The 20480-nt window shown below is 50.5% G+C and carries 17 protein-coding genes; 8 read left to right on the forward strand and 9 right to left on the reverse strand.

The window, feature by feature from the left end:
• Positions 1-522: 522 nt before the first annotated feature.
• Genes SPM24T3_RS07855 through SPM24T3_RS07870 form a run of 4 tightly spaced genes read left to right on the forward strand, consistent with a single transcriptional unit; the run spans position 523 to position 4568 of the window.
• Positions 523-1278, forward strand: coding sequence for an ATP-binding cassette domain-containing protein (locus SPM24T3_RS07855; RefSeq protein ID WP_192807937.1), 756 nt, complete (start codon positions 523-525; stop codon positions 1276-1278).
• Positions 1279-1307: 29 nt separating this feature from the next.
• Entirely contained in the window at positions 1308-2306 is a 999-nt protein-coding gene (locus SPM24T3_RS07860; protein ID WP_192807938.1) for an ABC transporter permease, read from the forward strand.
• A 5-nt stretch (positions 2307-2311) separates the two neighbouring features.
• A complete protein-coding gene (locus SPM24T3_RS07865) occupies positions 2312-3403 on the forward strand; it encodes a phosphotriesterase (protein ID WP_009636201.1) in 1092 nt (363 codons plus the stop codon).
• Positions 3404-3431: 28 nt separating this feature from the next.
• The gene (locus tag SPM24T3_RS07870; protein ID WP_009636202.1) at positions 3432-4568 is read left to right on the forward strand and encodes a M20 family metallopeptidase; all 1137 of its coding nucleotides are present in this window, start codon (positions 3432-3434) and stop codon (positions 4566-4568) included.
• On the opposite strand, the gene SPM24T3_RS07875 is transcribed toward SPM24T3_RS07870, so the two are convergent.
• Positions 4558-5649, reverse strand: coding sequence for an RHS repeat-associated core domain-containing protein (locus SPM24T3_RS07875; RefSeq protein WP_009636203.1), 1092 nt, complete (start codon positions 5647-5649; stop codon positions 4558-4560). The two genes, SPM24T3_RS07870 and SPM24T3_RS07875, sit on opposite strands and share 11 nt — an antisense overlap.
• A gap of 512 nt (positions 5650-6161) precedes the next feature.
• Here SPM24T3_RS07875 and SPM24T3_RS07880 point away from each other — a divergent pair.
• Genes SPM24T3_RS07880 through SPM24T3_RS07890 form a run of 3 tightly spaced genes read left to right on the forward strand, consistent with a single transcriptional unit; the run spans position 6162 to position 9675 of the window.
• On the forward strand, positions 6162-6701 hold the full coding sequence (locus SPM24T3_RS07880) for a sugar dehydrogenase complex small subunit (protein WP_009636204.1): 540 nt from the start codon (positions 6162-6164) through the stop codon (positions 6699-6701).
• Positions 6694-8298 carry a GMC family oxidoreductase gene (locus SPM24T3_RS07885; RefSeq protein WP_009636205.1) on the forward strand — a complete coding sequence of 535 codons (1605 nt, stop codon included), beginning with the start codon at positions 6694-6696 and terminating at the stop codon, positions 8296-8298. Before SPM24T3_RS07880 ends, SPM24T3_RS07885 begins: the two co-directional genes overlap by 8 nt.
• A gap of 54 nt (positions 8299-8352) precedes the next feature.
• The gene (locus SPM24T3_RS07890; protein ID WP_009636206.1) at positions 8353-9675 is read left to right on the forward strand and encodes a cytochrome c; all 1323 of its coding nucleotides are present in this window, start codon (positions 8353-8355) and stop codon (positions 9673-9675) included.
• 161 nt (positions 9676-9836) lie between these two features.
• On the opposite strand, the gene SPM24T3_RS07895 is transcribed toward SPM24T3_RS07890, so the two are convergent.
• Positions 9837-10406 (reverse strand): YbhB/YbcL family Raf kinase inhibitor-like protein, encoded by a 570-nt coding sequence (locus SPM24T3_RS07895; protein ID WP_009636207.1) that lies wholly within the window; start codon positions 10404-10406, stop codon positions 9837-9839.
• Between the two features lie 559 nt (positions 10407-10965).
• Here SPM24T3_RS07895 and iolG point away from each other — a divergent pair.
• Positions 10966-11961, forward strand: a complete 996-nt coding sequence (gene iolG, locus SPM24T3_RS07900) for an inositol 2-dehydrogenase (RefSeq protein WP_009636208.1) — start codon at positions 10966-10968, stop codon at positions 11959-11961.
• Positions 11962-12024: 63 nt separating this feature from the next.
• Here iolG and SPM24T3_RS07905 read toward each other — a convergent pair whose 3' ends face one another.
• The 7 genes from SPM24T3_RS07905 to SPM24T3_RS07935 all read right to left on the reverse strand — a co-directional run bounded on the left by SPM24T3_RS07905 (position 12025) and on the right by SPM24T3_RS07935 (position 20408).
• Positions 12025-12705 carry an ABC transporter ATP-binding protein gene (locus SPM24T3_RS07905; protein ID WP_009636209.1) on the reverse strand — a complete coding sequence of 227 codons (681 nt, stop codon included), beginning with the start codon at positions 12703-12705 and terminating at the stop codon, positions 12025-12027.
• Complete coding sequence (locus tag SPM24T3_RS07910; RefSeq protein WP_009636210.1) at positions 12702-13586, reverse strand: ABC transporter ATP-binding protein; 885 nt, start codon at positions 13584-13586, stop codon at positions 12702-12704. Before SPM24T3_RS07910 ends, SPM24T3_RS07905 begins: the two co-directional genes overlap by 4 nt.
• Positions 13576-14442: an ABC transporter permease gene (locus tag SPM24T3_RS07915; protein WP_009636211.1), complete on the reverse strand. Its 867-nt coding sequence runs from the start codon at positions 14440-14442 to the stop codon at positions 13576-13578. Before SPM24T3_RS07915 ends, SPM24T3_RS07910 begins: the two co-directional genes overlap by 11 nt.
• 6 nt (positions 14443-14448) lie before the next feature.
• On the reverse strand, positions 14449-15501 hold the full coding sequence (locus tag SPM24T3_RS07920) for an ABC transporter permease (protein WP_009636212.1): 1053 nt from the start codon (positions 15499-15501) through the stop codon (positions 14449-14451).
• Complete coding sequence (locus tag SPM24T3_RS07925; protein ID WP_009636213.1) at positions 15501-17066, reverse strand: ABC transporter substrate-binding protein; 1566 nt, start codon at positions 17064-17066, stop codon at positions 15501-15503. Before SPM24T3_RS07925 ends, SPM24T3_RS07920 begins: the two co-directional genes overlap by 1 nt.
• 246 nt (positions 17067-17312) lie before the next feature.
• Complete coding sequence (locus SPM24T3_RS07930; protein ID WP_009636214.1) at positions 17313-18512, reverse strand: glycine zipper family protein; 1200 nt, start codon at positions 18510-18512, stop codon at positions 17313-17315.
• Between the two features lie 228 nt (positions 18513-18740).
• A complete protein-coding gene (locus tag SPM24T3_RS07935) occupies positions 18741-20408 on the reverse strand; it encodes a hypothetical protein (RefSeq protein WP_157135274.1) in 1668 nt (555 codons plus the stop codon).
• Positions 20409-20480: the final 72 nt, after the last annotated feature.

Here is a 20480-nt window from a genome sequence, read left to right on the forward strand (position 1 = left end):
GGAGATTCCGTTTCGCCGTGGCATTCCAAAGGTTAAAATTTCGCCCCATTTTGGCTCTATCGCTCAAAAATGGGGCAGACTATTTTTTATCCAACAGAATTACCCGTGTTCACCAGATAGCGATCTTACTGCCTGCGGACAATAATTATTCCTTTTCATAAAACGGTTTAATTAGCTGTTTTATAATGATTTAAAACCTCCTTCATTTATCTTGCATCTGCTTGCCTTCACCTTCAATTCGATAAATTGGCACGCTTAGTGCAAATTTATTTTTGGCGACTCAGATATCCACACTCATTGGTTTGTTAATCGGTTGAGCGGGAATAGCCGTTTCGCCGTTATTTTTGCCATTTGGGTAAACCGGTTTACAAGGAAAGGGAAATCGGTAATGGCGAATAACGGCGAGGCTAAATGCAGGCAATATCGGCCTTTTTCAGGCCCTGCCAATGTGCTTTCCGCCCGCCTCTTTCGTGATGGAGCAGATTTATGTCCAGAGACCTGTCAGGCCCGCCGAGGGTTGAGATGATTAATATCACCAAAACCTACGGTTCAATCCGCTCTCTTCGCGGCGTTAATCTCAGCCTTGCTCCGGGAGAAGTCCTCGGGCTGGTCGGCGATAACGGCGCGGGTAAATCCACACTCACTAAAATTCTGGCCGGCGCGGTGGTTCCCAGCAGCGGCACACTGCGTATCGACGGTGAAGAGGTTAATTTTAGCAACCCTTCAGATGCTCGTCGTTGTCACATCGAGATGGTTTATCAGGACCTGTCTCTTTGCGACACCGTTAACGTGGCGGGTAACCTGTTTATGGGCCGCGAGCCGCAAACTCGCTTGCTGGGCATTCCTTTTCTTGATGAAAAAAAGATGCATGAACAGGCCCACGAGATGCTGAAAGGTTTGGGGATTTCGATTCCTGATACCCGGCTTCTGGTGCGCAATCTGTCTGGCGGTCAGCGTCAGGCAATCGCCATCGCACGCGCTGCGGCGTTTGAACCCAAAGTGTTGATTATGGACGAACCCACCGCCGCATTGGCCGTTGCCGAGGTTGAGGCCGTGCTCGAACTGGTCAGGCGGGTTAGCGCTCGCGGCGTTTCGGTGATCCTGATAACTCACCGCTTGCAGGACCTGTTCCTGGTCTGCGATCGAATAATGGTGATGTACGAAGGCACTAACGTTGCTGACCGAAAAATTGCCGACACCAGCCTGTCTGACATCGTCAACCTGATTGTCGGGCAAAAATTCGAGGCACATTCGGCTCGTGAAACTGTCCCTCACTGAGTCTTTCATAAGGTAAGCCCATGAGCATTGTGAATATGTCCAGTCCACGACTGATTAAACATTCGCTATCACGCCGCATCCTGCACAATCATTCTGGCGTGGTCAGCATTGCGGTTTTCTTTATTTTTTGCTGCGTGGTTTTCACTTTCGCAACCGATGATTTTCTTTCGAAATACAACTGGCTGAATATTTTACGCCAAAGCGCCCCGCTGTTGATTGTCGCCGCAGCCATGACTCTGGTTATCACCACTGGCGGAATCGACCTCTCGGTAGGATCTACGCTGGCGTTGGTGGGCGCGCTTTCGGCTATCGCGCTAAACAACTGGGGCTGGCCGTGGCCGGTAGTATTGCTGGCAGGTCTGGCTTTAGGCGCAGTGATTGGTGCGATTAATGGTTATTTTATCGCTTACGAAGGCATACCGGCGTTTATTGTCACGCTGGCAACACTGGCAGTGATTCGCGGCGTTGCGCTGCTGCTGACGCAGGGTTATTCAATTCCAATCCCTGAAAACAGTGACTTTATCTGGCTGGGGCGAGCCTGGCTACTGGGGCTGCCGCTGCCGGCGATCCTTGGCGTGCTCGCACTGCTGGCAGGTCACGTGTTACTGACTCATACCCGTTTTGGTCGCTATGTTACCGCTATCGGTGCTAATGCCGAGGGCGTGCGCCGTGCGGGGGTGAACACACGATCTATCACGCTGTGGGTGTATATGCTGAGCGGCATGGCGGCGGCGCTGGCGGGAATGATTATCACCGCCCGCCTCGGCAGCGGTTCATCGAACCAGGGTGAAGGTTTCGAGCTACAGGTGATTGCGGCTGTGGTGTTGGGCAGCACCAGTCTGTTTGGCGGATTCGGCACTATCATCGGCACGCTGCTCGGCGCGCTGTCGATTGCGGTTATCCAAAACGGTTTGATCCTCTCCCACATGTCGCCGTTTTATACCCAAATCGCCACCGGGTTAATTATTTTACTGGCCATCTGGCTTAACACGCGCATTTTCAATCCCGCTCGAACTAGTAAAGGATAGCGCTCATGACTTCTGGTTCATTATTTCGCCATCCCGACCCGTTTCCGCTGGGTGTTACCAGCGGTCATGTGACTACCGTGCTCGGGCCAATGCCGGTGAGCAGCCTGGGTGTCACGCTGATGCATGAGCATATCCTGCTCGATGCTTCAGGTAAGTGGGTGCCGCCCTGCTGCTGTAGCGATCGCCATATTGCTGAAATGCCGGTCAAAATCGAAAATCTTGGCGAGCTTTCGCTAAATCCCCTGGCAAGTCGGGACAATTGCCAGCTTTTTGACGTCGATCTGGCAATTGAAGAGCTGATGAATTTCAAGGCGCAGGGCGGGCAAAGCGTGGTGGATCCGACCAATATCGGCATCGGGCGCGATCCGAAAGCGCTGCAACGGATTTCACGCCTGACCGGGCTGAACATCATTATGGGCACCGGTTTTTATCTGGAACCTTCGCATCCTGCCTATGTTAAAACCCATTCTTTGGAAACGCTGACCGATCAGATTATCTATGACGTGGGCGGTTTCACCGACAAGCCGGAAGTCATTGCCGGGCTGATTGGCGAAATCGGGGTCTCCAGCGCCTTTACCGCCAATGAGGAAAAGTCGCTGCGCGCCGCAGGACGGGCCAATGCCGCAACCGGCGTGCCCATTGAGGTGCACCTGCCTGGATGGGAGCGTTTGGGCCATAAAGTGCTGGATATTCTGGCGGAAGAAGGGGCTGACCTGCATCACACCGTGCTGTGTCATATGAATCCCAGCTTTGATGATAAAAATTATCAAAGAACGCTGGCCGAACGCGGCGCTTTTTTGGAGTACGACATGATAGGCATGAACTATTTCTATGCCGATGAGAGTGCCCAGTCTCCTTCAGACGAGGAAAATGCGCAGGCGATTAAATCGCTTATCGACGATGGATTCATTAATCAGGTATTACTTTCTCAAGACGTGTTTCTTAAAACAATGCTGACCCGCTTTGGCGGCCACGGCTATGGTTATATTTTAAAACATTTTGTTCCCCGCCTGCGCCGTCATGGGGTGAGCGGCGAACAGCTGGAACAGCTGCTGATTAACAATCCGCAGCGCGTTTTCGGCACTATTATTGTTTGATACTCGTTTGCCCACACCAGGGAAACCTATGAAATCTGAACTTTCAGTGATTGAACTGACGCAAAAACTGCTGGCTTTTGACACCATCAATCCACCGGGCAATGAGAAAGACTGCCTGCTGTGGCTCAGTGAATATCTTCGCCAGCACGGCTTTGAGGTCGCCGAGCATCCGTTTGGTGAAAAAAGAATGAATATTATCGCCAGTATCCGCGGGAATTCGTCAGGAAAGCCCTTGGCATTTTCGGGACATCTGGACACTGTGCCGCTGGGCAATGCCCCGTGGCAGTATGATCCGTTTGGCCGCGACGTGGAAAAGGGTCGGCTGTATGGCCGTGGCAGCAGCGATATGAAAGCGGCCGTGGCGGCGTTTATTGTGGCCTGCATCAACGAATACGAGTCGTGCAAAACTGGCAGTGGCGTAGTGCTGTTACTGACAGGCGGTGAAGAAACAGGTTGTGACGGCGCGCGGGCGTTGATTCAAAACGCCGAAATCGAGCTTCCACTGCCCTCGGCGGTGATTGTCGGCGAGGCTACCGCCAACTATCCGGTGATTGGTCACAAAGGGGCATTATGGCTACGTTGCGAAACTCATGGAAAAACCGCGCACGGCTCAATGCCGGAACTGGGAATCAACGCCATTTATCTGGCGGTGGATGCGATGGGTAAAATTCGCAGCTTCGAACTCGGCCCCGCGCATCCGTTGATGAAAAAGCCCACGCTAAACGTCGGCGTTATTCGTGGCGGGTTAAATATTAACTCAGTGCCGGATCGCGCCAATTTTGACGTCGATATGAGAACCGACCCTACACTAAACCATTCAGATATCAGGCAAAAATTGCAGTATCATTTAAGTGACGCCGTCACTATTTCAACACTGGTTGACCTGCCTGCGGTGTTAACCGATCGCCTGCACGGCTGGGTCCAGCAAACCATCGCACTGTGCCAGCCTTATCACTCCACGCCGATAGAGCCGCGTATTGTGCCCTATTTTACCGATGCCGCCCTGCTGCTTGCTGCGCTGGGCAATCCCCCCTGCGTGATCCTCGGACCGGGCGAACCTTCCATGGCTCACCAAACAGATGAATACTGCGAAGTGCAGCGTTTGGAGCAGTGCCTGACAATTTACCAACAGCTTGTCAGGGCGACGGCGACGCCTAAATCATAAATCCCAACCTGGGCATGGCAAAAGGGATGGGAACTGGCATAAACGTGGTCGCAGTAGCATTCTTGAATAAACGTTTTTTCACCCTTGCCACTTCAATATCTTTCAACAAAGCCCGATCCCGCGGAACCAATACCATTGGCTTGCCAGTGGCTGCCCGCTTCAGCGTAGAGCACGTATATATAGTATCCTCTCCATAGGCTATCACTGGGCAATTCAATCTGTTGGCAAGCTTCTGAGCATGTAAATTGCCGTAACAGCTGATTAGGTGCAGTGATTTTCCTCGAACGTTCTGCTCAAGGTCAATTTGGAACTTATCTTTCACCCGTGAAACCATGCCACAGGCGTCCACCTGATTAGTGCCATCGACCGAAAGATAGTCCGGCTTACCGTGCATGATGACGGCCGGATTGTCCCCTGCCGCGAAATTCCTGATGTAACCATTTTCACCGATGGCAATTTTTTCCCCATTTGCAGCTATATCATAATCGTAATAAAAAACGCGTGTTTCTGGATTGGTATCTATATTTTCCACGTTTTCTTCTAATGTGGCCGAGCCAGCCATTTTGCCAACCAAACCCTCACTGCTTCTCAGCGCCCCTGTAAATCCCGCCCCCATCGATAGAATGCCCGTCGCCATAGACAACCAGCCCAAAGTTGCCGAGGCCTTTGGTTGGCTATCTTCGGTGACTGCGCTGGCGATGCCGGTGATATCTGCTGCCAGAGTACTTCCCCCGACAACCAACGTTACGCTGGAGGCTCCAGCCAAAGCTCCCATGATACTTCCCGCAGCGGCAATTGACGCGCCACCGGTGTAAACGGCCGCCAAAACGCCCACAATACTCAGCCCTATTCCCAACCCGGCTTGCCAGCTCATATGGCCAGAGGGATCGGCACGATTAATCGGGCCACCCTCACAATAGGCATAGGGATTAATTCCCCCGGAACCAAACGGGCTCCAGCTGTCCGGGTTGTTAAAGCGCATCAGTAGCGGACTGTAAGCCCGATATCCATTACCTAAATGGCTTACACAGCCAAGAGGATCGCTGCGTTCGCCGCTAAATCCTAAAATTGTTTCAGTCATAAACGTTCCAATTGAGTAAAAGGCGTATTTATGACCTCTCTACCGGCATATTAGAAATCATATAACATCACAATAATCATACTGTTGGCCCAGACCCCGTAGCGGGTGCGTAGACTTAACAAATCCTCAATCCAACCATAATAAAAATCGGACTTAGTTCACAATTCACGAAAATTCCATTTTAAAATGTATCATTCGGTTCGCAATAGCACTTATTGTATAACCCTAGATAAGACAAGGCTTTGCGCACGGTTTTGTATAAATTATCATCATAAATCACCCTAACCATTTACTTTAGTTACGAAACTATCTATTCACCCATTAAAAGAAGTGAATTAACATCAGCGAAACATTTAACAATATATCGGTCACATTTAGTCAATGACGTACCTAATGATTCGATATTTTCAAACAATGGCGTTTTTTGCATCACCTTTACATCAGTTTTTTTACACGACAGGGCTCCGAACTAAACGGAATGTTTTAACCGACTGATTTTACGGAAAACCACCATGATCAATCTTTCACGCCGCCGAGTTGTACTTGGTACTGCGAGCGTTCTTGCGGCCGGTTTCGGCAGCCAGTTGCTTGGCAGCAGTGTGTTCACCAATCTGGCGCTGGCAGCGCCGCCTCTGGCCTCGGCGATAACGATGCCAGACAACTTTATGCAACTCTCGAAAAAGCTGACCGCAATGGACAACCTGGAATCCCATTTGGGTCAGGCTCTGTACAGCTGGCTGCATCATGCAGAGTTGGATGCTCAACTTGATGCGTTGACTACCCTGCTTGACGCCCACAGCGATGTGATTGGCGATCCTTTGCATCAGTTGTTGGCACAGCAGCCCGCGGCGTTGGGGCAGCTTTACCAACAGCTGGTTAATGGCTGGTATCTAGGCGTAGTTGGCCAGCCCGGCACACAGGTCTGTATCGGCTTTGAAAATATTGTGAGCTATGAACTCGTGAAAGACAGTCTATTACCCCCAAGTTATGCGGTTGGCGAACCGAACTTCTGGATCCACAAGCCTGAAAGCGAGGTAGCAACCCATGGCTGAAGCATTGAACGCTGACGTAATCGTCATTGGTGCAGGTATTGCCGGTTCTCTGGCTGCCGAAAAGATGGCTAAAGCCGGAGTTTCCGTGCTGATGCTGGACTCAGGCCCGTTTTTCAAGCGTGACGAAGCGGTTGAACTGTTCCGCCAGTCGCCGCTGAAAGGCGATTTTACCGAGCCTTATCCGGCAAAACCGTGGGCACCACAGCCAAAGTTCCAGCCAAAAGATAATAACTATCTGATTCAAAAAGGCCCGGACGTGTATGCAGCGCAGTATCTGCGCGGTGTCGGCGGTACTACCTGGCACTGGGCCGGACAGGCTTTCCGTCTGCTGCCTAACGATATGAAAATCAACACCCTTTATGGCGTGGGTCGCGACTGGCCAATCAGCTATGAAGACTTGGAGCCTTATTACTCCGAAGCTGAAATTAAAATGGGCGTTTCAGGTGATGACGATTTAGGGTCACCGCGTTCTCAGCCTTACCCGCTGCCAGGCATCCCATTGTCTTACGGCTTTGAACGAATTAAAGAACGCGTTGCGCCGCTGGGCTACATTGTCGGTATCGGCCCTCAGGCCCGTAACAGTATTCCTTACGACGGTCGCCCTGCCTGCTGCGGTAACAATAACTGTATGCCGGTTTGCCCGATCGACGCGCAGTATCACGGCGGTATCTCTGCTCGCCGCGCCTATGAGGCTGGCGTACGCATCATCGCCAATGCCGTGGTTTACAAAATTGAAGCCGACGACAGCGGTAATATCGTGGCAATCCATTATCTGGATAAAGAAAAGCAGACGCACAAAGTTACGGGTAAACGTTTCGTTCTGACCGCTAACGGGCTGGAAAGTCCAAAACTGCTGCTGATCTCTACCAGCGACAAGTATCCCAACGGTATCGCCAATAGCTCTGGCATGGTGGGTCGTAACCTGATGGACCACCCTGGCACCTCGGTCGAATTCCTGGCCGACGAGCCGGTTTATTTTGGTCGTGGTCCAATGCGTCCGGGCAGTATTAACAACCTGCGTGACGGCTCTTGGCGTAACGAGCGCTCTGCGCTCCGCGTTGACCTGGCAAACACCTCGCCGGTGCGTTCTCTGACCGAACGTCTGGTGAAACAGGGCTATTACGGCAAGGCACTGAATGACAAGCTGGCCTATCAGGCACCCCGCTACGTGCTACTGAACTGCCTGCTGGAAATGCTGCCAGAGCCGGAGAACCGCGTTGTTCCCAGCAAGACCGAGAAGGACGAATGGGGTATTCCACGCCTCGAGGTGTATTACAAGTTCCCGGAATACGTCAACAAAGGCTATGACCAGTCGATGATTGACTTCAAGAAGATCGCCGAAGCCATGGGCGGAACGGAAGTTGTTTACAGCAAACGCGGCGTTTACAACAACAACCAGCACATTACCGGCACCATGATCATGGGCAGCGATCCTAAGGATTCGGTCGTGGACGGCAACTGTCGTACCCACGATCACCCGAACTTGTTTATCGCCGGTACCGGCATCATGCCTTCTGCTTCAACCGTTAACTCGACGTTAACGGGAACAGCGCTGGCGCTTCGCATGGCGGACTCGGTGCTGAAAAGCCTGGCCTGATTCTTCTGAGGAACTGCGATAACTCACCGGTGGGTATCGTATGAGGATGTGGAAATGAAATTAAAATATTTGCTGGCAGCACTGTTGCCGCTGGCGGCCGCGACCAGTGCTTTTGCCGATGATGCGTCAAACTCTGCTGACATGATTAAACGCGGTGCCTATCTGGCAACAGCGGCGGACTGTACTGCCTGTCATACCGCGCCCAACGCCGATAAAAATGCTCAATTTGGCGGCGGTTATCCGCTAGCATCGCCATTTGGGGTAATTTATGGCACTAACATCTCTTCCGATAAACAGTTTGGTATCGGTAACTGGACAGACGACGAGTTTGTGCGTGCCGTGCAGGACGGCGTAGGTAAAGACGGGCAGCAACTTTATCCGGCAATGCCTTATGACTCCTTCACCAAAATGAAACGTGAAGACGTGCTGGCGATTAAAGCCTATTTGCTGTCATTGCCGGGCGTACATTCGGCACCGGCTAAAACTGACCTCTCCTTCCCGTTCAACCAACGTTGGGGCATGACCTTCTGGAAATGGTTCAACTTTGATAAAGGCGAGCTTAAGAACGATCCGAGCAAAAGCGATGACTGGAACCGTGGTCGTTATCTGGTGGATGCGATGGAGCACTGCGGCACCTGCCACACTCCGCGTAACTTGACCATGGGTATGGACAACAGCAAAGCCTTTGCCGGTGGCGATTTGGGGTCCTGGGTAGCATTTAACATTACTCCAGACAAAAATGCCGGCATCGGCACCTGGTCACAGCAAGAGCTGGTCACTTACCTGAAAACCGGTGACGTGGCGGGCAAGGCGTCGGCATCCGGTGCTATGTCTGAAGCTATCGAGCACAGCCTGCAACATCTGACCGACAGCGACCTGAACGCGATTGCAACCTACATCCGCTCAGTGCCTGCCATTGCAGATGACAAGCAGACTCAGCCACGCGATTCCTGGGGCAAACCGGCAACCAACGTGTTCGCCGATCGCGCCAACGCCGTGCCGTTTGACCAGTCCGCCTCGGCGCTGTTCAACAGCAGCTGTGCGGCCTGCCATGGGCAATCGGGTGGCGGCATTGGTAAAGGCTTCCACGCCTATCCTTCGCTGTATAACCACACCAGCACTGGCGCGGCCGACAGTCGTAACATGGTTTCAGTCATTCTCAATGGCGTACAGCGCCATATGGATCAGGGTGAAGTCATGATGCCATCCTTTGCCAACCAGCTGAACGATGAGCAAATTGCCCAGATAAGCAACTATGTTAGCAATCAGTTTGGTAATCCGGCGGGCGCTACGGTCACGGCGAAAGAAGTTGCCAAGATGCGTAAAGCGGCAGACCTGACTTATCCTTCAAAAACTGAAGACGGTACTCAGAAATAAATCAGGGGCTATATTGAGATTGAGACAATCTCAGATAAGATTTAAGGCAATATCAGACTTAAATCAGAAGCAACGCCTTGACTATCTCTGAAAAAACCACCTAAAGGCCGAACTCACGTTCGGCCTTTTTATTGCCATTGGGCAAGGGAAATTGCACAAGATTATTCGCCGAAGCGGGCGACCAGAGTCGAATTATCAATGGCGTGACCTTTAAGCTTTTCGAACAACTGTTCGTAACTCAGCCCTTTGGGTAACGCATCAGGCGCTAAATCAGTGGCTATAAGCTGCACGATATAATGATGAGAGCCAGTGCCTACCGGTGGGCAAGGCCCGTTATAATAGCCGTGCTTCATCGTGTTGCTTCCGCCGATAAACCCTTTCCCCTCACTCAACGCGTCGCCAGCAAAACCTGTGGTTGAGGCAGGTATGCCATAAGCCACCAGATGGTTCACGCCGAGGCCATGATTGGCATCTACATCCCTGATGGTCAGGGTAAAGCTTTTGGTGCCTCCGGGCGCATTATGCCAGCTAAAAGCCGGTGAAAAGTTATCGCCAACGCAGGCCGGGTTCTCTTTAATGTTACCGGCGTATTTTTTAGCCAATACGCCATTGTCGTTAAACGCCGGAGAGCTCAAAGTGAACATCGGCGCCGCGTTGGCCAAGGGTAACCAGGCACACACGGCCAATCCCGCGATGACCTTGTTAATCGAATGAGAGTTTAATAAAGCCATGTTCGACATCCTTGATAAATAAGCATAAGAACCTTAAGGATAGCAGCCAGGATTGCCAACAACGGCGAATAGGTCTTTTAAAATGAAGTTTATGTTAACAGTCATAAACATGAGGGTTGAATTGCAGAGCAAAAAAAAGCGTCCTGTTAGCGCTCAGTCTCCTGAACGCTAACGGACGCCTTTGTTTTTAAACGCTGACTAAGCCAGCTCAACTCAATATTGCGCGACTTAGTGCTGTGCCATACTTTCTATCCGAAATTATAAAGCAGTTTACATGCCACTTTTAAACATCAAGATAATAAAAATATAAATCATATAATTATAAATTTATGGCATTTTAATCAGCTTCAATTACCGCGCAGCCATGCACCACCAAGGAGTCAGTGCACCTTTTATTGGCAGCCCCACGATGTCAAAACTAAAACTCGGAACGTAAGAATGATAACCCACCAGCAAATTTAATATTTCATAGTCATGATTAATTGAAATAAATAATTCATATTGCTAATTTTGATTCAGGCTCTGATTTTGAATCATTATTAATAGGTGGATAAACACAATGTTAAAAGTTGCGCTGTTGGGGGCGGGCAGAATTGCCAGGGTTCATGCAAAACACATCGACGATAATCCTGACTCGGTGCTGTTCTCGGTCTCAGGTTCGTCCTCAGGGAATGCCGGGGAATTAGCTGAAAAATATCACGCTAAAGTGCTTTCGGTCACAGAGGCGATTAATCATCCCGAAGTCGACATTGTGTTGATCGCCACGCCAAATGATACTCATGCTGATTTCGCTCTTCAGGCAGCGCGGGCGGGCAAAGCTATCTTTTGCGAAAAACCAATCGACTTGCATATCGAGCGGGTACGAGCCTGCGTAGAAGAGATAAATCAGCTAGCCGTGCCGTTTATGATTGGTTTCAACCGACGCTTTGACCCAAACCATGCGGCGCTGCACCGCGCCCTGAGTGCCGGTGAAATTGGCGAGCTTGAGCATTTGCAGATATCTTCCCGCGACCCTTCGCCCCCGCCGCAGGAAAATTATCCGGATTCCGGCGGCATCTTCCGTGATATGACGATTCATGATTTTGATATGGCGCGTTTTCTGCTGCAGGAAGAACCGATTGCTGTTTCAGCCATCGCCGCTGCGCTGGTGAACCCAAAAATCAAGGCTGGCGGTGATGTTGATGTTGTCGTGGTAACACTGCAAACCGCGTCAGGAAAAATTGTGGTTATCAATAACAGCCGCCGCTCAGGCTATGGCTACGATCAGCGCATTGAAGCGCACGGCCAGCTGGGCTGTTTGCAGGTCAACAATGTGCCCGCGACTACGCTGGTGAAATTTACTGAAAACAATGCCGTCCAGTCACAAAAGCCGCTTTATTCTGTGCTTGACCGTTATCACGCGGCTTTCCAACAGCAGTGGCAGGCGTTTGTTACGGCAGTGAAAGAAAATAAAACATTGCCAATTACTGCTGACGATGGCCTCAAGGCCCTAATGCTGGCCGAGGCGGCCATTGAATCATTGAAAACGCAGAAAGTGGTGACGGTGACGCTTTGACAAAACTCCCCCTAAATCTGCCTGATAGAATTACCCGCAAATGCTGGAGGGAGTTTTTCATCATCAACCCAGCACAAACCCTTTAGCCATAGTGACATGCCGGTCACACATGTGGTCAATCACGTCGGCGTCGTGGCTGACCAAAATCATCGTCAACTCACCCGCCTCTTTCAACTCATTGAGCAAGTTGAGGATTTCTGCCTGCACTGACATATCCAGCGCCGAGGTCGGTTCGTCGAGCAGCAGCAGTTTTGGCTTTAGCAACAGCGCACGCACGATCGCCACGCGCTGGCGCTGTCCGCCGGAAAGCTGATGTGGATAACGATGGATAAGCGCCGGGTCGAGACCAACCTGACGAAAACCGTCGGCCACCTTTTGCTCGATATCCTGTTCTTTCAAAAGCTTAAGCGGCTCACTTAGCGTGCGCAGCAGTTTGTGTTTTGGGTGCAGCGACGCATAAGGGTCTTGAAACACCATCTGCACTTCACGGCGCAAGATGCCGGTAAAAGGTTTCCCCGGCGATAATCGATGCCCCAGCAGAGTCATGTTACCGCTCCACTGCGTATTTAATCCCGCCAGCACCCACAGCAGTGAGGATTTACCACAGCCCGATGGGCCAACCAGACCAAAACATTCGTCCTGATGAATAGTCAGGTCCACGTCGTGCACCACCGTGCGAACGTCATAACCTTGGCGATGTGAAACGCTGAGCTGATGCAGCTGGGCAATAATTTCCTGACTCATAACTGCCCCTCTTCACTAAGTTTCGCCAGCAACGCGCGGTCCAATACTGGCAGCATTTCGCCGTGAGTGGCTTTGCTCGGGCGGCATGACCACAGCGTGTGAGTGTAAGGATGCGTGGCGTGAGCCAGCTGGCTTGACGGCAGGCTATCGACAATTTGCCCTTTGTACATCACCATCACCTGCTCGGTATATTCCGCTACCTGCTGTAAATCATGGCTAATCAGAATCAGGCCCATATTGCGCTCATCAACCAGTCGCTCGATCAACTTCAACACTTGCTCGCGCACTGCAAAATCCAGCGCTGAGGTTGGCTCATCGGCAATCAGAAATTGTGGATGATTAATCAGCGCAATCGCCAGCATCACTCTTTGCCCCATACCACCGGAAAGCTGGTGCGGATAAAGCTTGCTGAGCTGCGCCGGATGCGGCAAACCCACCGCGTTAAGCATGTCGAGCCGCTGCTCTTTGCGCTCACTGCCGCTAAACTTACCGTGCAGGCGCAGCGGTTCCTCAACCTGTTTGCCGATCGGCTGTGCCGGATTCAGCGCATGTTTCGGGTCCTGCATTACCATCGCAATGCGATTGCCACGCAGCTGGTTCCACTGCCTTTCTTTCAAATGAGTTAAATCCTGCTCACCCAACGTCAACTGACTTGCGTGCATTACGCAAGGATTGGGCAGCAGCCCCATCAGCGCACGAGCAGTCATCGACTTGCCCGAGCCTGATTCGCCAACCAGCGCGATTCGCTGCTGACCGACGCTAAAGGAAATCGATTTAACCAGCTCAATCGGCTGCGGTCCCGGAATGTAGACAGTCAAGTCACGAGCAATCAGGCGATCGTTGTGCAAATTTGCCGCGTGGGGCTGAGAATTAGTTACCATGACGGGTATCCATTTTATCGCGCAGGCCATCGCCTATCAGGTTAAACGCCAGACTGGCAAACAAAATCGCGCCACCGGGTGCGGCAGCGACCCACCATTGGTCGAAAATGACTTTGCTACCTTCGGCGACCATCGCCCCCCATTCGGCGGTCGGCGGTTGAATGCCCATGCCGAGAAAGCCTAAACCAGCCGAAGAAAGGATAATACCGCCCAGACTCAGTGCAGCACGAACGACCGCGCTAGGCAGGCATAATGGTAAAATATGGCCAAACATCAGGCGAAAACCACCAATGCCCTGCATCCGCGCTGCAGCCAGATAATCGCTGCGACGCAGAGCCAGTGTCTCGGCTCGCGCCTGACGCGCAAACGACGGCCAGCTGGTAAACGCCAGCGCCAGTGCGCCATTCATCAGCCCCGGCCCGAGGATTGCCACCAGCGCCAGCGCCATCACCAGACTGGGTAACGACAGGATAATATCGGTGAAACGCATCAGAATACGTTCTACCCAGCCGCCGAGATAACCGGCGCTGATGCCAATCAGCAAACCAAAGGGGATCGTCAGCAGCAGGATAAGCGACACCAGCAGCAGTGTCGGTCTGGCACCATAAATCACTCGCGACAGCAAGTCACGGCCAAAGCCGTCGGTGCCTAACCAGTGGACGGAAGACGGCGGCAACAGGCGGATTTCAATGTGTTGCAGATTAGGGTCGAACGGGGCCAGCCACGGGGCAAACAGCGCTGCCAGCAACAGCACCACTGCCAGCACAGTGCCCACCGACAGCGTGGTGACATGGCGCAGGCTTTTGCCAGTGGCCACACCCGCCAGTGGCGGTTTTTCAGGTATAAGTTGGGTCATAAATGCTTACCGGGTCCGCGGATCGAGTAAATAGGTCAGCGCATCCGCCAACGTATTAAGCAATACAAAACAGGTGCCTATCAGCAGCGTCGAGCCGAGGATAGCCGGGGTGTCTGAGGCAAACAGTGCGCTGGTCAGATAGCGGCCCACGCCCGGCCAGGCAAACACCGTTTCGGTTAGCACCGCGCCTTCCAACAGGCTGGCATATGACAGGCTCAGCACGGTAATCAGGGTGCCCAGTACGTTAGGAAACACGTGGCAAAGCAGCACGCGAGCGCGCCCAGCCCCTTTGGAACGGGCCAGTATCACGTACTCTTTGTTCATTTCGCCGAGCATCGAAGCACGCAACAGGCGGGTGATGCCTGCCATCGAAAGCAGACCCAGCACCGTTACCGGCAGCCACATGTGACGGATAGCGTTAAAGAACATCTCACGATCGCCGGAAAGCCAGGTGTCAATCAGCACGAAACCGGTACGCGGCTCCATAGTATAAAGATAGGCATCATCGAGCCTGCCCGGCCCGCCCGCCCAGTGTAATACGGCGTAAAACAGCAGCAACCCCAACAGGCTAAGCCAGAAAATCGGCACCGAATAGCCGAGCAGCGAAACCAGCCTGACCAGATTATCCTGCCAGCTGCCGGGCTTATATACCGACAGCAGCGCTAGCGTGATGCCCAATATAGCGCCGAGGATAATCGCGCAGGTTGCAAGCTCAATCGTGGCCGGGAAAGTATGCATCAGGTCGCTGGCCACCGGCTGACCGGTGATGCTCGACATGCCCATGTCACCGTGAGCCAGGTGTTGCAGATAATGCCAAAACTGCACTGGCATTGGCTTGTCCAGCCCCAGACTTTGGCGCACTTGAGCATAGGTCGCTGCGCTGGCGTGGTCACCGGCGATTTGAAGCGTTGGGTCAACCGGAGCAAGATGAGAAAGTGCGAAGGTAAAAGCCAGCAGCCCTAACAGAGTCAGCATTAAAGAAACCAGGCCGCCCACCAGGCGGCCTGACCAACGCCAACCCTGTCGGAAGAAACCGACCGGGGGAGTACTGTCTATCATTACTTAGTGACCTTGCTGTAGAACACCATGTCAGGATTGATGCCCTGCACGTACCCTTTGATGTTGTCACGTACGGCGATCAGGCTGCGTGCCTGTAGGCCAATCACGAACGGCGAGTTTTTCTGCACTTCAAGCTGCAACTGGCGATAGTCCGCCACGCGTTTTGCTTTGTCATTTTCAGCCGTTGCCGCGAGCGTTAACTTGCTCAGCGCTGGAATACTCCAGTTGGCGCGCCATGCCAGCGTATTACTGCCATCTTCCGGATTATAGGCAAAGGCCGCGGCGTTGGTGTTCGGATCGAAATAATCCGGTCCCCATGAAGACAGCGTCGCGTCATAGTTGTGGGCCTTCACGCGCAGGGAAATCTGCGAACTGACTCCTGGCTCCAGCTTGACGGTAATACCGCCCAGCGCGAAGTTGGCCTGCAGCGCCTGTGCGATATCCAGATAAGGCGGCTGGTTGGTCACGGCGATAGTGAAAGTCACGTTTTTCAGGCCGGCTTTGGCCAGAATTTCTTTTGCCTTGGCCGGGTCAAACTTGTAGGGATTGTCGTTCAACGCGCCCAAATAACCGTCCGGCAGGAATGCTTGATGCACCTGGAACTGGCCTTTCAACAGGTCTTTGGCGATACCGTTATAATCCCACAGGTAACGAGCCGCTTCCCACAGTGCCGGATTGCCCAGCGCCGGAGAGGCCTTGGTGTTGAAATACAGGAAATACAGTGAAGCGTAAGGCACGGCCAGAGGTTTAACGCCCGGTTTGCCCTGTAGGCTAGCCATTTGGTCGGCGCCCAGATTACGTGCGATATCGGCATCGCCCTGCTCAATCAGCAGGCTACGCGCAGCGGCATCGGGCACGTTTTTAATCAACACGGTCGGGATCTTTGGCGCGCCTTCAGGCGAACTTGGATTAGCCTGCAACACCAGTACCTGATGTGGAACATAAGTGCGGATCTTGTACGGGCCGCTGCCCGCCGAGTGGTCACTCAACCACTGGTGTCCGAGATCGTCACCCTTGGCATTCTGCGTAACCAGTTTGGAGTCAACAATCGATGAAACCGGCGCAGAAAGCAGGCTCAACACGAAACTCGGGCTGACATTCTCGGTCCAGCTGATTTTAACGTGCCGGGCATCTACTTTAGTCAGAAAACCATCCACATTTTTGGCATTCCAACCCAGCTGGGTCAGGATAAATGAAGGTTCGAGATTAAGTTTCACCACGCGCGACAGCGAGTAAATGATGTCGTCGGCGGTGAGCGGATTGCCGCTGGCGAAGGTCGCTTTTGGATTCAGAGTAAAAGTCAGGCTCTTGCCGTCACTGCCCGCCTGCCATGAGGAGGCCAGCACTGGTTTCAAATCAATGGGGTTGTTAGGGTCAGACTGAACCAGACGCTGATAAATATTATTAAACGCCTGCACGGTGGTCAGCTCAAAACCCTGCGCCGGGTCGAAGCTAGAGGCATCATCCAAAGATTGTGCAATGACCAGTGTATTGGCCGGTGTAGCCGCCTGTACGGTAAAAGTTGCAGCAATAGCGGCAAAAAGAACTGAAGGGATCAATTTCATTAGTTGTGCTCTTCAACATAGCGGAATTGCTAATAATTTCGCGAGTGTATGGTAGTTATGAACACACAATAAAGTCATTTGAGGTCTATGGTTATGCAATTTTTGCATAACATAATTTAAATGGATATAACTTGCTCAAAACGGTCAATATACCACCTATCCTCAACCGGCTTGCAGTGTATAAGCAGGAAGGACAAGCTCATTGAGAGGGGTCTTAGTGATGAAGTATTGTTTGAGTTGTAATCTCTATAAGGGGGTATTCCACCTGTTCGAAGACGTTTCTCCCAATGAATCTCCTTCATATCCATCTTTAAGTGCTGTTGCTTTCATTTCTTCTTTAACTTTCGCCTCTTTATCGGCCTGGTCCTTGGCTATCAACTCCCGATTAGCTATAGCGCCAGTTGAAAAATCCGATTCGTCAACAGGGCTTAATTTAGCTATTAAAACACGATTGCTGGCAATAAATTTTTTCGCGCTCTCGTATTTATCCTTTATCACAGCCAGTGTAATTTTAGTTTCCAGTGGCATCTTGTAGTTCTGGAATTCTTTTATGGCGGAGGTAATGGATGGGGCAATACCGTCATCTGTGGGGCTTAACCTTGATATTGGTAGCTGAACATTTTCATACTCTTTATTAAGAACATCTTCAAGCTGTTCAAGTAAATCAACAATCTTGCCCTGCTTATTAATGGATAAGGGCTTTTTGGCTTTGTTTCTTTCATATCCAATTTTATATAAATCAGACAATGGGAGATATTTCAAAACTTTCAAAATAATTTTTAGCTCACCAGAAATAATTGATTTATTAAGTCCTTTTTTAGCATGACCTTCAACACTATTTTTAAATTCTTTGGCATCTATATCAGCACCAAGATAGGCAGAAGCAATGCTGGCACCAATGTCTTTGGTAGAGGGATAAATCCCCTTGGCAGTTTTATTCCACCCCATTTTCTTTCCCAATTCACGTTCAACGTTTTTATAAACTTTCTTGCCAAAATAGCCGCCCATCGTCGCCCCTGCCAGTCCCCCCATCAATGTTCCTGCTGGTCCGGCAACCAATGTGCCAACACCTCCACCTAATGCCATACCGGCATAAGCGCCAGCAGATTTTACTCCGCTAGATACCATGGCTTTAGCCGTTTGAATTTTGAGCGCTTTGGCCAACTTAAGTTCATGCATGAAAGACAAACGAATATTCAAGTCCTCCATTTGAGTATCAGATTCGTCAATTAAATTATAGGCCTGCCGCACAGTATACCGGTCATCGCTATCCCTGGGAGATTGAGGGTAATTTTTGGAAAAGTGCTTTTTTATCGTCTCTCTGTAAAACTGATTATTAGAAAAACCACCAAAATCGCGATCTCTTTCCTCTCTTTCTTGCGTGGTTTGAGGCTGCTGGCGTAATTTATCGCTATAGTGCTTAAACATATAGGTTGATTGAGGCATAGTATTTTTTCCAATGGTTTACTGGATCTTGGCAAACCATTAGATACTGATTGATATTATTAAAAAGGAGGAAGACTTCCACGCCTAACTTGAAGTCAATATTACCCATATTTGTGAAAAATAACCAATCACACACCATTCACGTATTTTCATAATTAAGCCTTAGCCTTATTCTTTACTTACAACTCTTGATGCCAGTGGTTCTCGATGGCCATAAAAGAGTGGTATCTAGTGAAAGTCGACAAAATACCTTTCTCCTGCTTCGACCGCTCTGGTAGTGATATAAGCCATCAATCGGTTATTTACCTGCACGGCAGCAATATTATTTCCGCTCGGCGCAAACTCTTTAGGTAGATTGTTAGGGATAATGTTGCGCAAGATGTTACCGGTGGCAAAGGCGTCTGTGCTGAATTTTTCCGAGCTGGTTCCCCAATTATTAACATCGGGGTAAAAGCCCAGTACCGTATTTGCAGCAACCGTCTTGGGGCCGGGGTTAAAAACGCCCATCTTCGAATTTAATTCTTGATCATTTTTTTGTGACAGGGAATGTGAACCGACATTTTTCATCAAGCTATTCATCCACTCGCTCTGCTGAGTTCCTTCCATTATTTGTCGATGCAGTTCAGTGATAATTTTTAATTCCAACCTAATGCGATTTTTTTTCGGCATGGTGGCGAAAACGGCCTTCATGCTGCCCCAGTCCGTCACTTCGATATCTTTAACCTGTGCATGAGAATCAAGGCCCAGCACCTCATAAATCAGGCTATTACGAAGATTATCAGGATGATGATAAATAGGCTGGCTATTATTAATCACTGCTTTTTTCGGTAATGGGGATCGCTCAGAAAAAGGATTTCTCGAATCATTGACCGGCATATTATGCATGATTCCGGCTATTGCCGTTTTCTGTGGCTCGATTGACTTATTTGTCGCAACAAATAGCAGAGCCGTATCGATAACGGGCTGCGGCTGATTTCCTGAACGACGTTTAATTCTTATTATTGATTTGACTAAGGTATTCTCTTTTACCCCACAGCCACGGGAAAATCGTGACATACTTATCCCTCTAATTTTAAAAAAATCTTTATTATCCAACCAGGCAAACACGCTTTTGATGGTATCACCCCTGCAATCGTAGCTCTTAATTACGTTATTAATAAATTTTTGGTCATTGTTTCCAAAATCTATTATTAGCCGCGGCAGGCCTGTATTCAGCAGTTCTCGAGACTGCAAGCGATTAACGATTACCACCAGCGAGTGAGGAGTTACCTCATTAAGGCGAGCGAACTGAGCCGGGATGATCCCGGCATTCTGCAGCGTGGTTTGATTTGCAATCCACGCCCGAGATGCCTTGCCAGGATCTTTAAAACACTGCGCATCCAAAATAACCTGCTCCACTATAGTTTGCTGAAACACCGTCAGCGGCAATCGTGCTTTCTTCTCTTGGTTAATATAATTTTGGAATGTCCGATAATTAACATAGCAAAATTCGGAAAAGTCTTTGGGCTTAATATCATGGCTGTCCATGGCTGGCAGGTTATCCATCCAGGCAGTGACGCTTTTGGCGGGTATATTCAGGCATTCAGTATGGTTAACGATGCAGTTCAGTAAGTTATTTTGCTGCGCTGTCAGCCTGCCGATGACCTCTGCTCTCTTCTTTTCAACAGATATTGATGTCTGGAGAAACGCATGTCTGAGCATTATGCTACAACTATCCCGTATTGACGATTGATTATCCGGTGTCGTCGCGGTTGGCTGTGAAGCGGGTATTTTAATGCTATGGTTAACGTCTAATAAATTATTTGAAATTAAATTATAACCCGCAGCAGCCTGTGATGTTGAACTACCAGGGGTAATTAATACATTCTCGCCAGTTAGTATTGAAAAATCACTCATTATTATTTAACTCCAATTTAATTTAAAAAACCCCATTAATAATCCGCGACGAGTAACAAAATTACAATCTCA

Source organism: Serratia sp. M24T3, from assembly GCF_000257645.1.
In the GTDB taxonomy this organism is placed as follows: domain Bacteria; phylum Pseudomonadota; class Gammaproteobacteria; order Enterobacterales; family Enterobacteriaceae; genus Rouxiella.

Excerpts from the sequence above, each read along its gene's own strand:
- SPM24T3_RS07925 (WP_009636213.1), bottom strand. The coding sequence starts at position 17,066 with ATGAAATTGATCCCTTCAGTTCTTTTTGCCGCTATTGCTGCAACTTTT.
- SPM24T3_RS07855 (WP_192807937.1), top strand. The coding sequence starts at position 523 with ATGATTAATATCACCAAAACCTACGGTTCAATCCGCTCTCTTCGCGGC.
- SPM24T3_RS07885 (WP_009636205.1), top strand. The coding sequence starts at position 6,694 with ATGGCTGAAGCATTGAACGCTGACGTAATCGTCATTGGTGCAGGTATT.
- SPM24T3_RS07930 (WP_009636214.1), bottom strand. The coding sequence starts at position 18,512 with ATGCCTCAATCAACCTATATGTTTAAGCACTATAGCGATAAATTACGC.
- SPM24T3_RS07895 (WP_009636207.1), bottom strand. The coding sequence starts at position 10,406 with ATGGCTTTATTAAACTCTCATTCGATTAACAAGGTCATCGCGGGATTG.
- SPM24T3_RS07905 (WP_009636209.1), bottom strand. The coding sequence starts at position 12,705 with ATGAGTCAGGAAATTATTGCCCAGCTGCATCAGCTCAGCGTTTCACAT.
- iolG (WP_009636208.1), top strand. The coding sequence starts at position 10,966 with ATGTTAAAAGTTGCGCTGTTGGGGGCGGGCAGAATTGCCAGGGTTCAT.
- SPM24T3_RS07875 (WP_009636203.1), bottom strand. The coding sequence starts at position 5,649 with ATGACTGAAACAATTTTAGGATTTAGCGGCGAACGCAGCGATCCTCTT.
- SPM24T3_RS07870 (WP_009636202.1), top strand. The coding sequence starts at position 3,432 with ATGAAATCTGAACTTTCAGTGATTGAACTGACGCAAAAACTGCTGGCT.
- SPM24T3_RS07920 (WP_009636212.1), bottom strand. The coding sequence starts at position 15,501 with ATGATAGACAGTACTCCCCCGGTCGGTTTCTTCCGACAGGGTTGGCGT.
- SPM24T3_RS07910 (WP_009636210.1), bottom strand. The coding sequence starts at position 13,586 with ATGGTAACTAATTCTCAGCCCCACGCGGCAAATTTGCACAACGATCGC.
- SPM24T3_RS07915 (WP_009636211.1), bottom strand. The coding sequence starts at position 14,442 with ATGACCCAACTTATACCTGAAAAACCGCCACTGGCGGGTGTGGCCACT.
- SPM24T3_RS07880 (WP_009636204.1), top strand. The coding sequence starts at position 6,162 with ATGATCAATCTTTCACGCCGCCGAGTTGTACTTGGTACTGCGAGCGTT.
- SPM24T3_RS07935 (WP_157135274.1), bottom strand. The coding sequence starts at position 20,408 with ATGAGTGATTTTTCAATACTAACTGGCGAGAATGTATTAATTACCCCT.
- SPM24T3_RS07890 (WP_009636206.1), top strand. The coding sequence starts at position 8,353 with ATGAAATTAAAATATTTGCTGGCAGCACTGTTGCCGCTGGCGGCCGCG.
- SPM24T3_RS07865 (WP_009636201.1), top strand. The coding sequence starts at position 2,312 with ATGACTTCTGGTTCATTATTTCGCCATCCCGACCCGTTTCCGCTGGGT.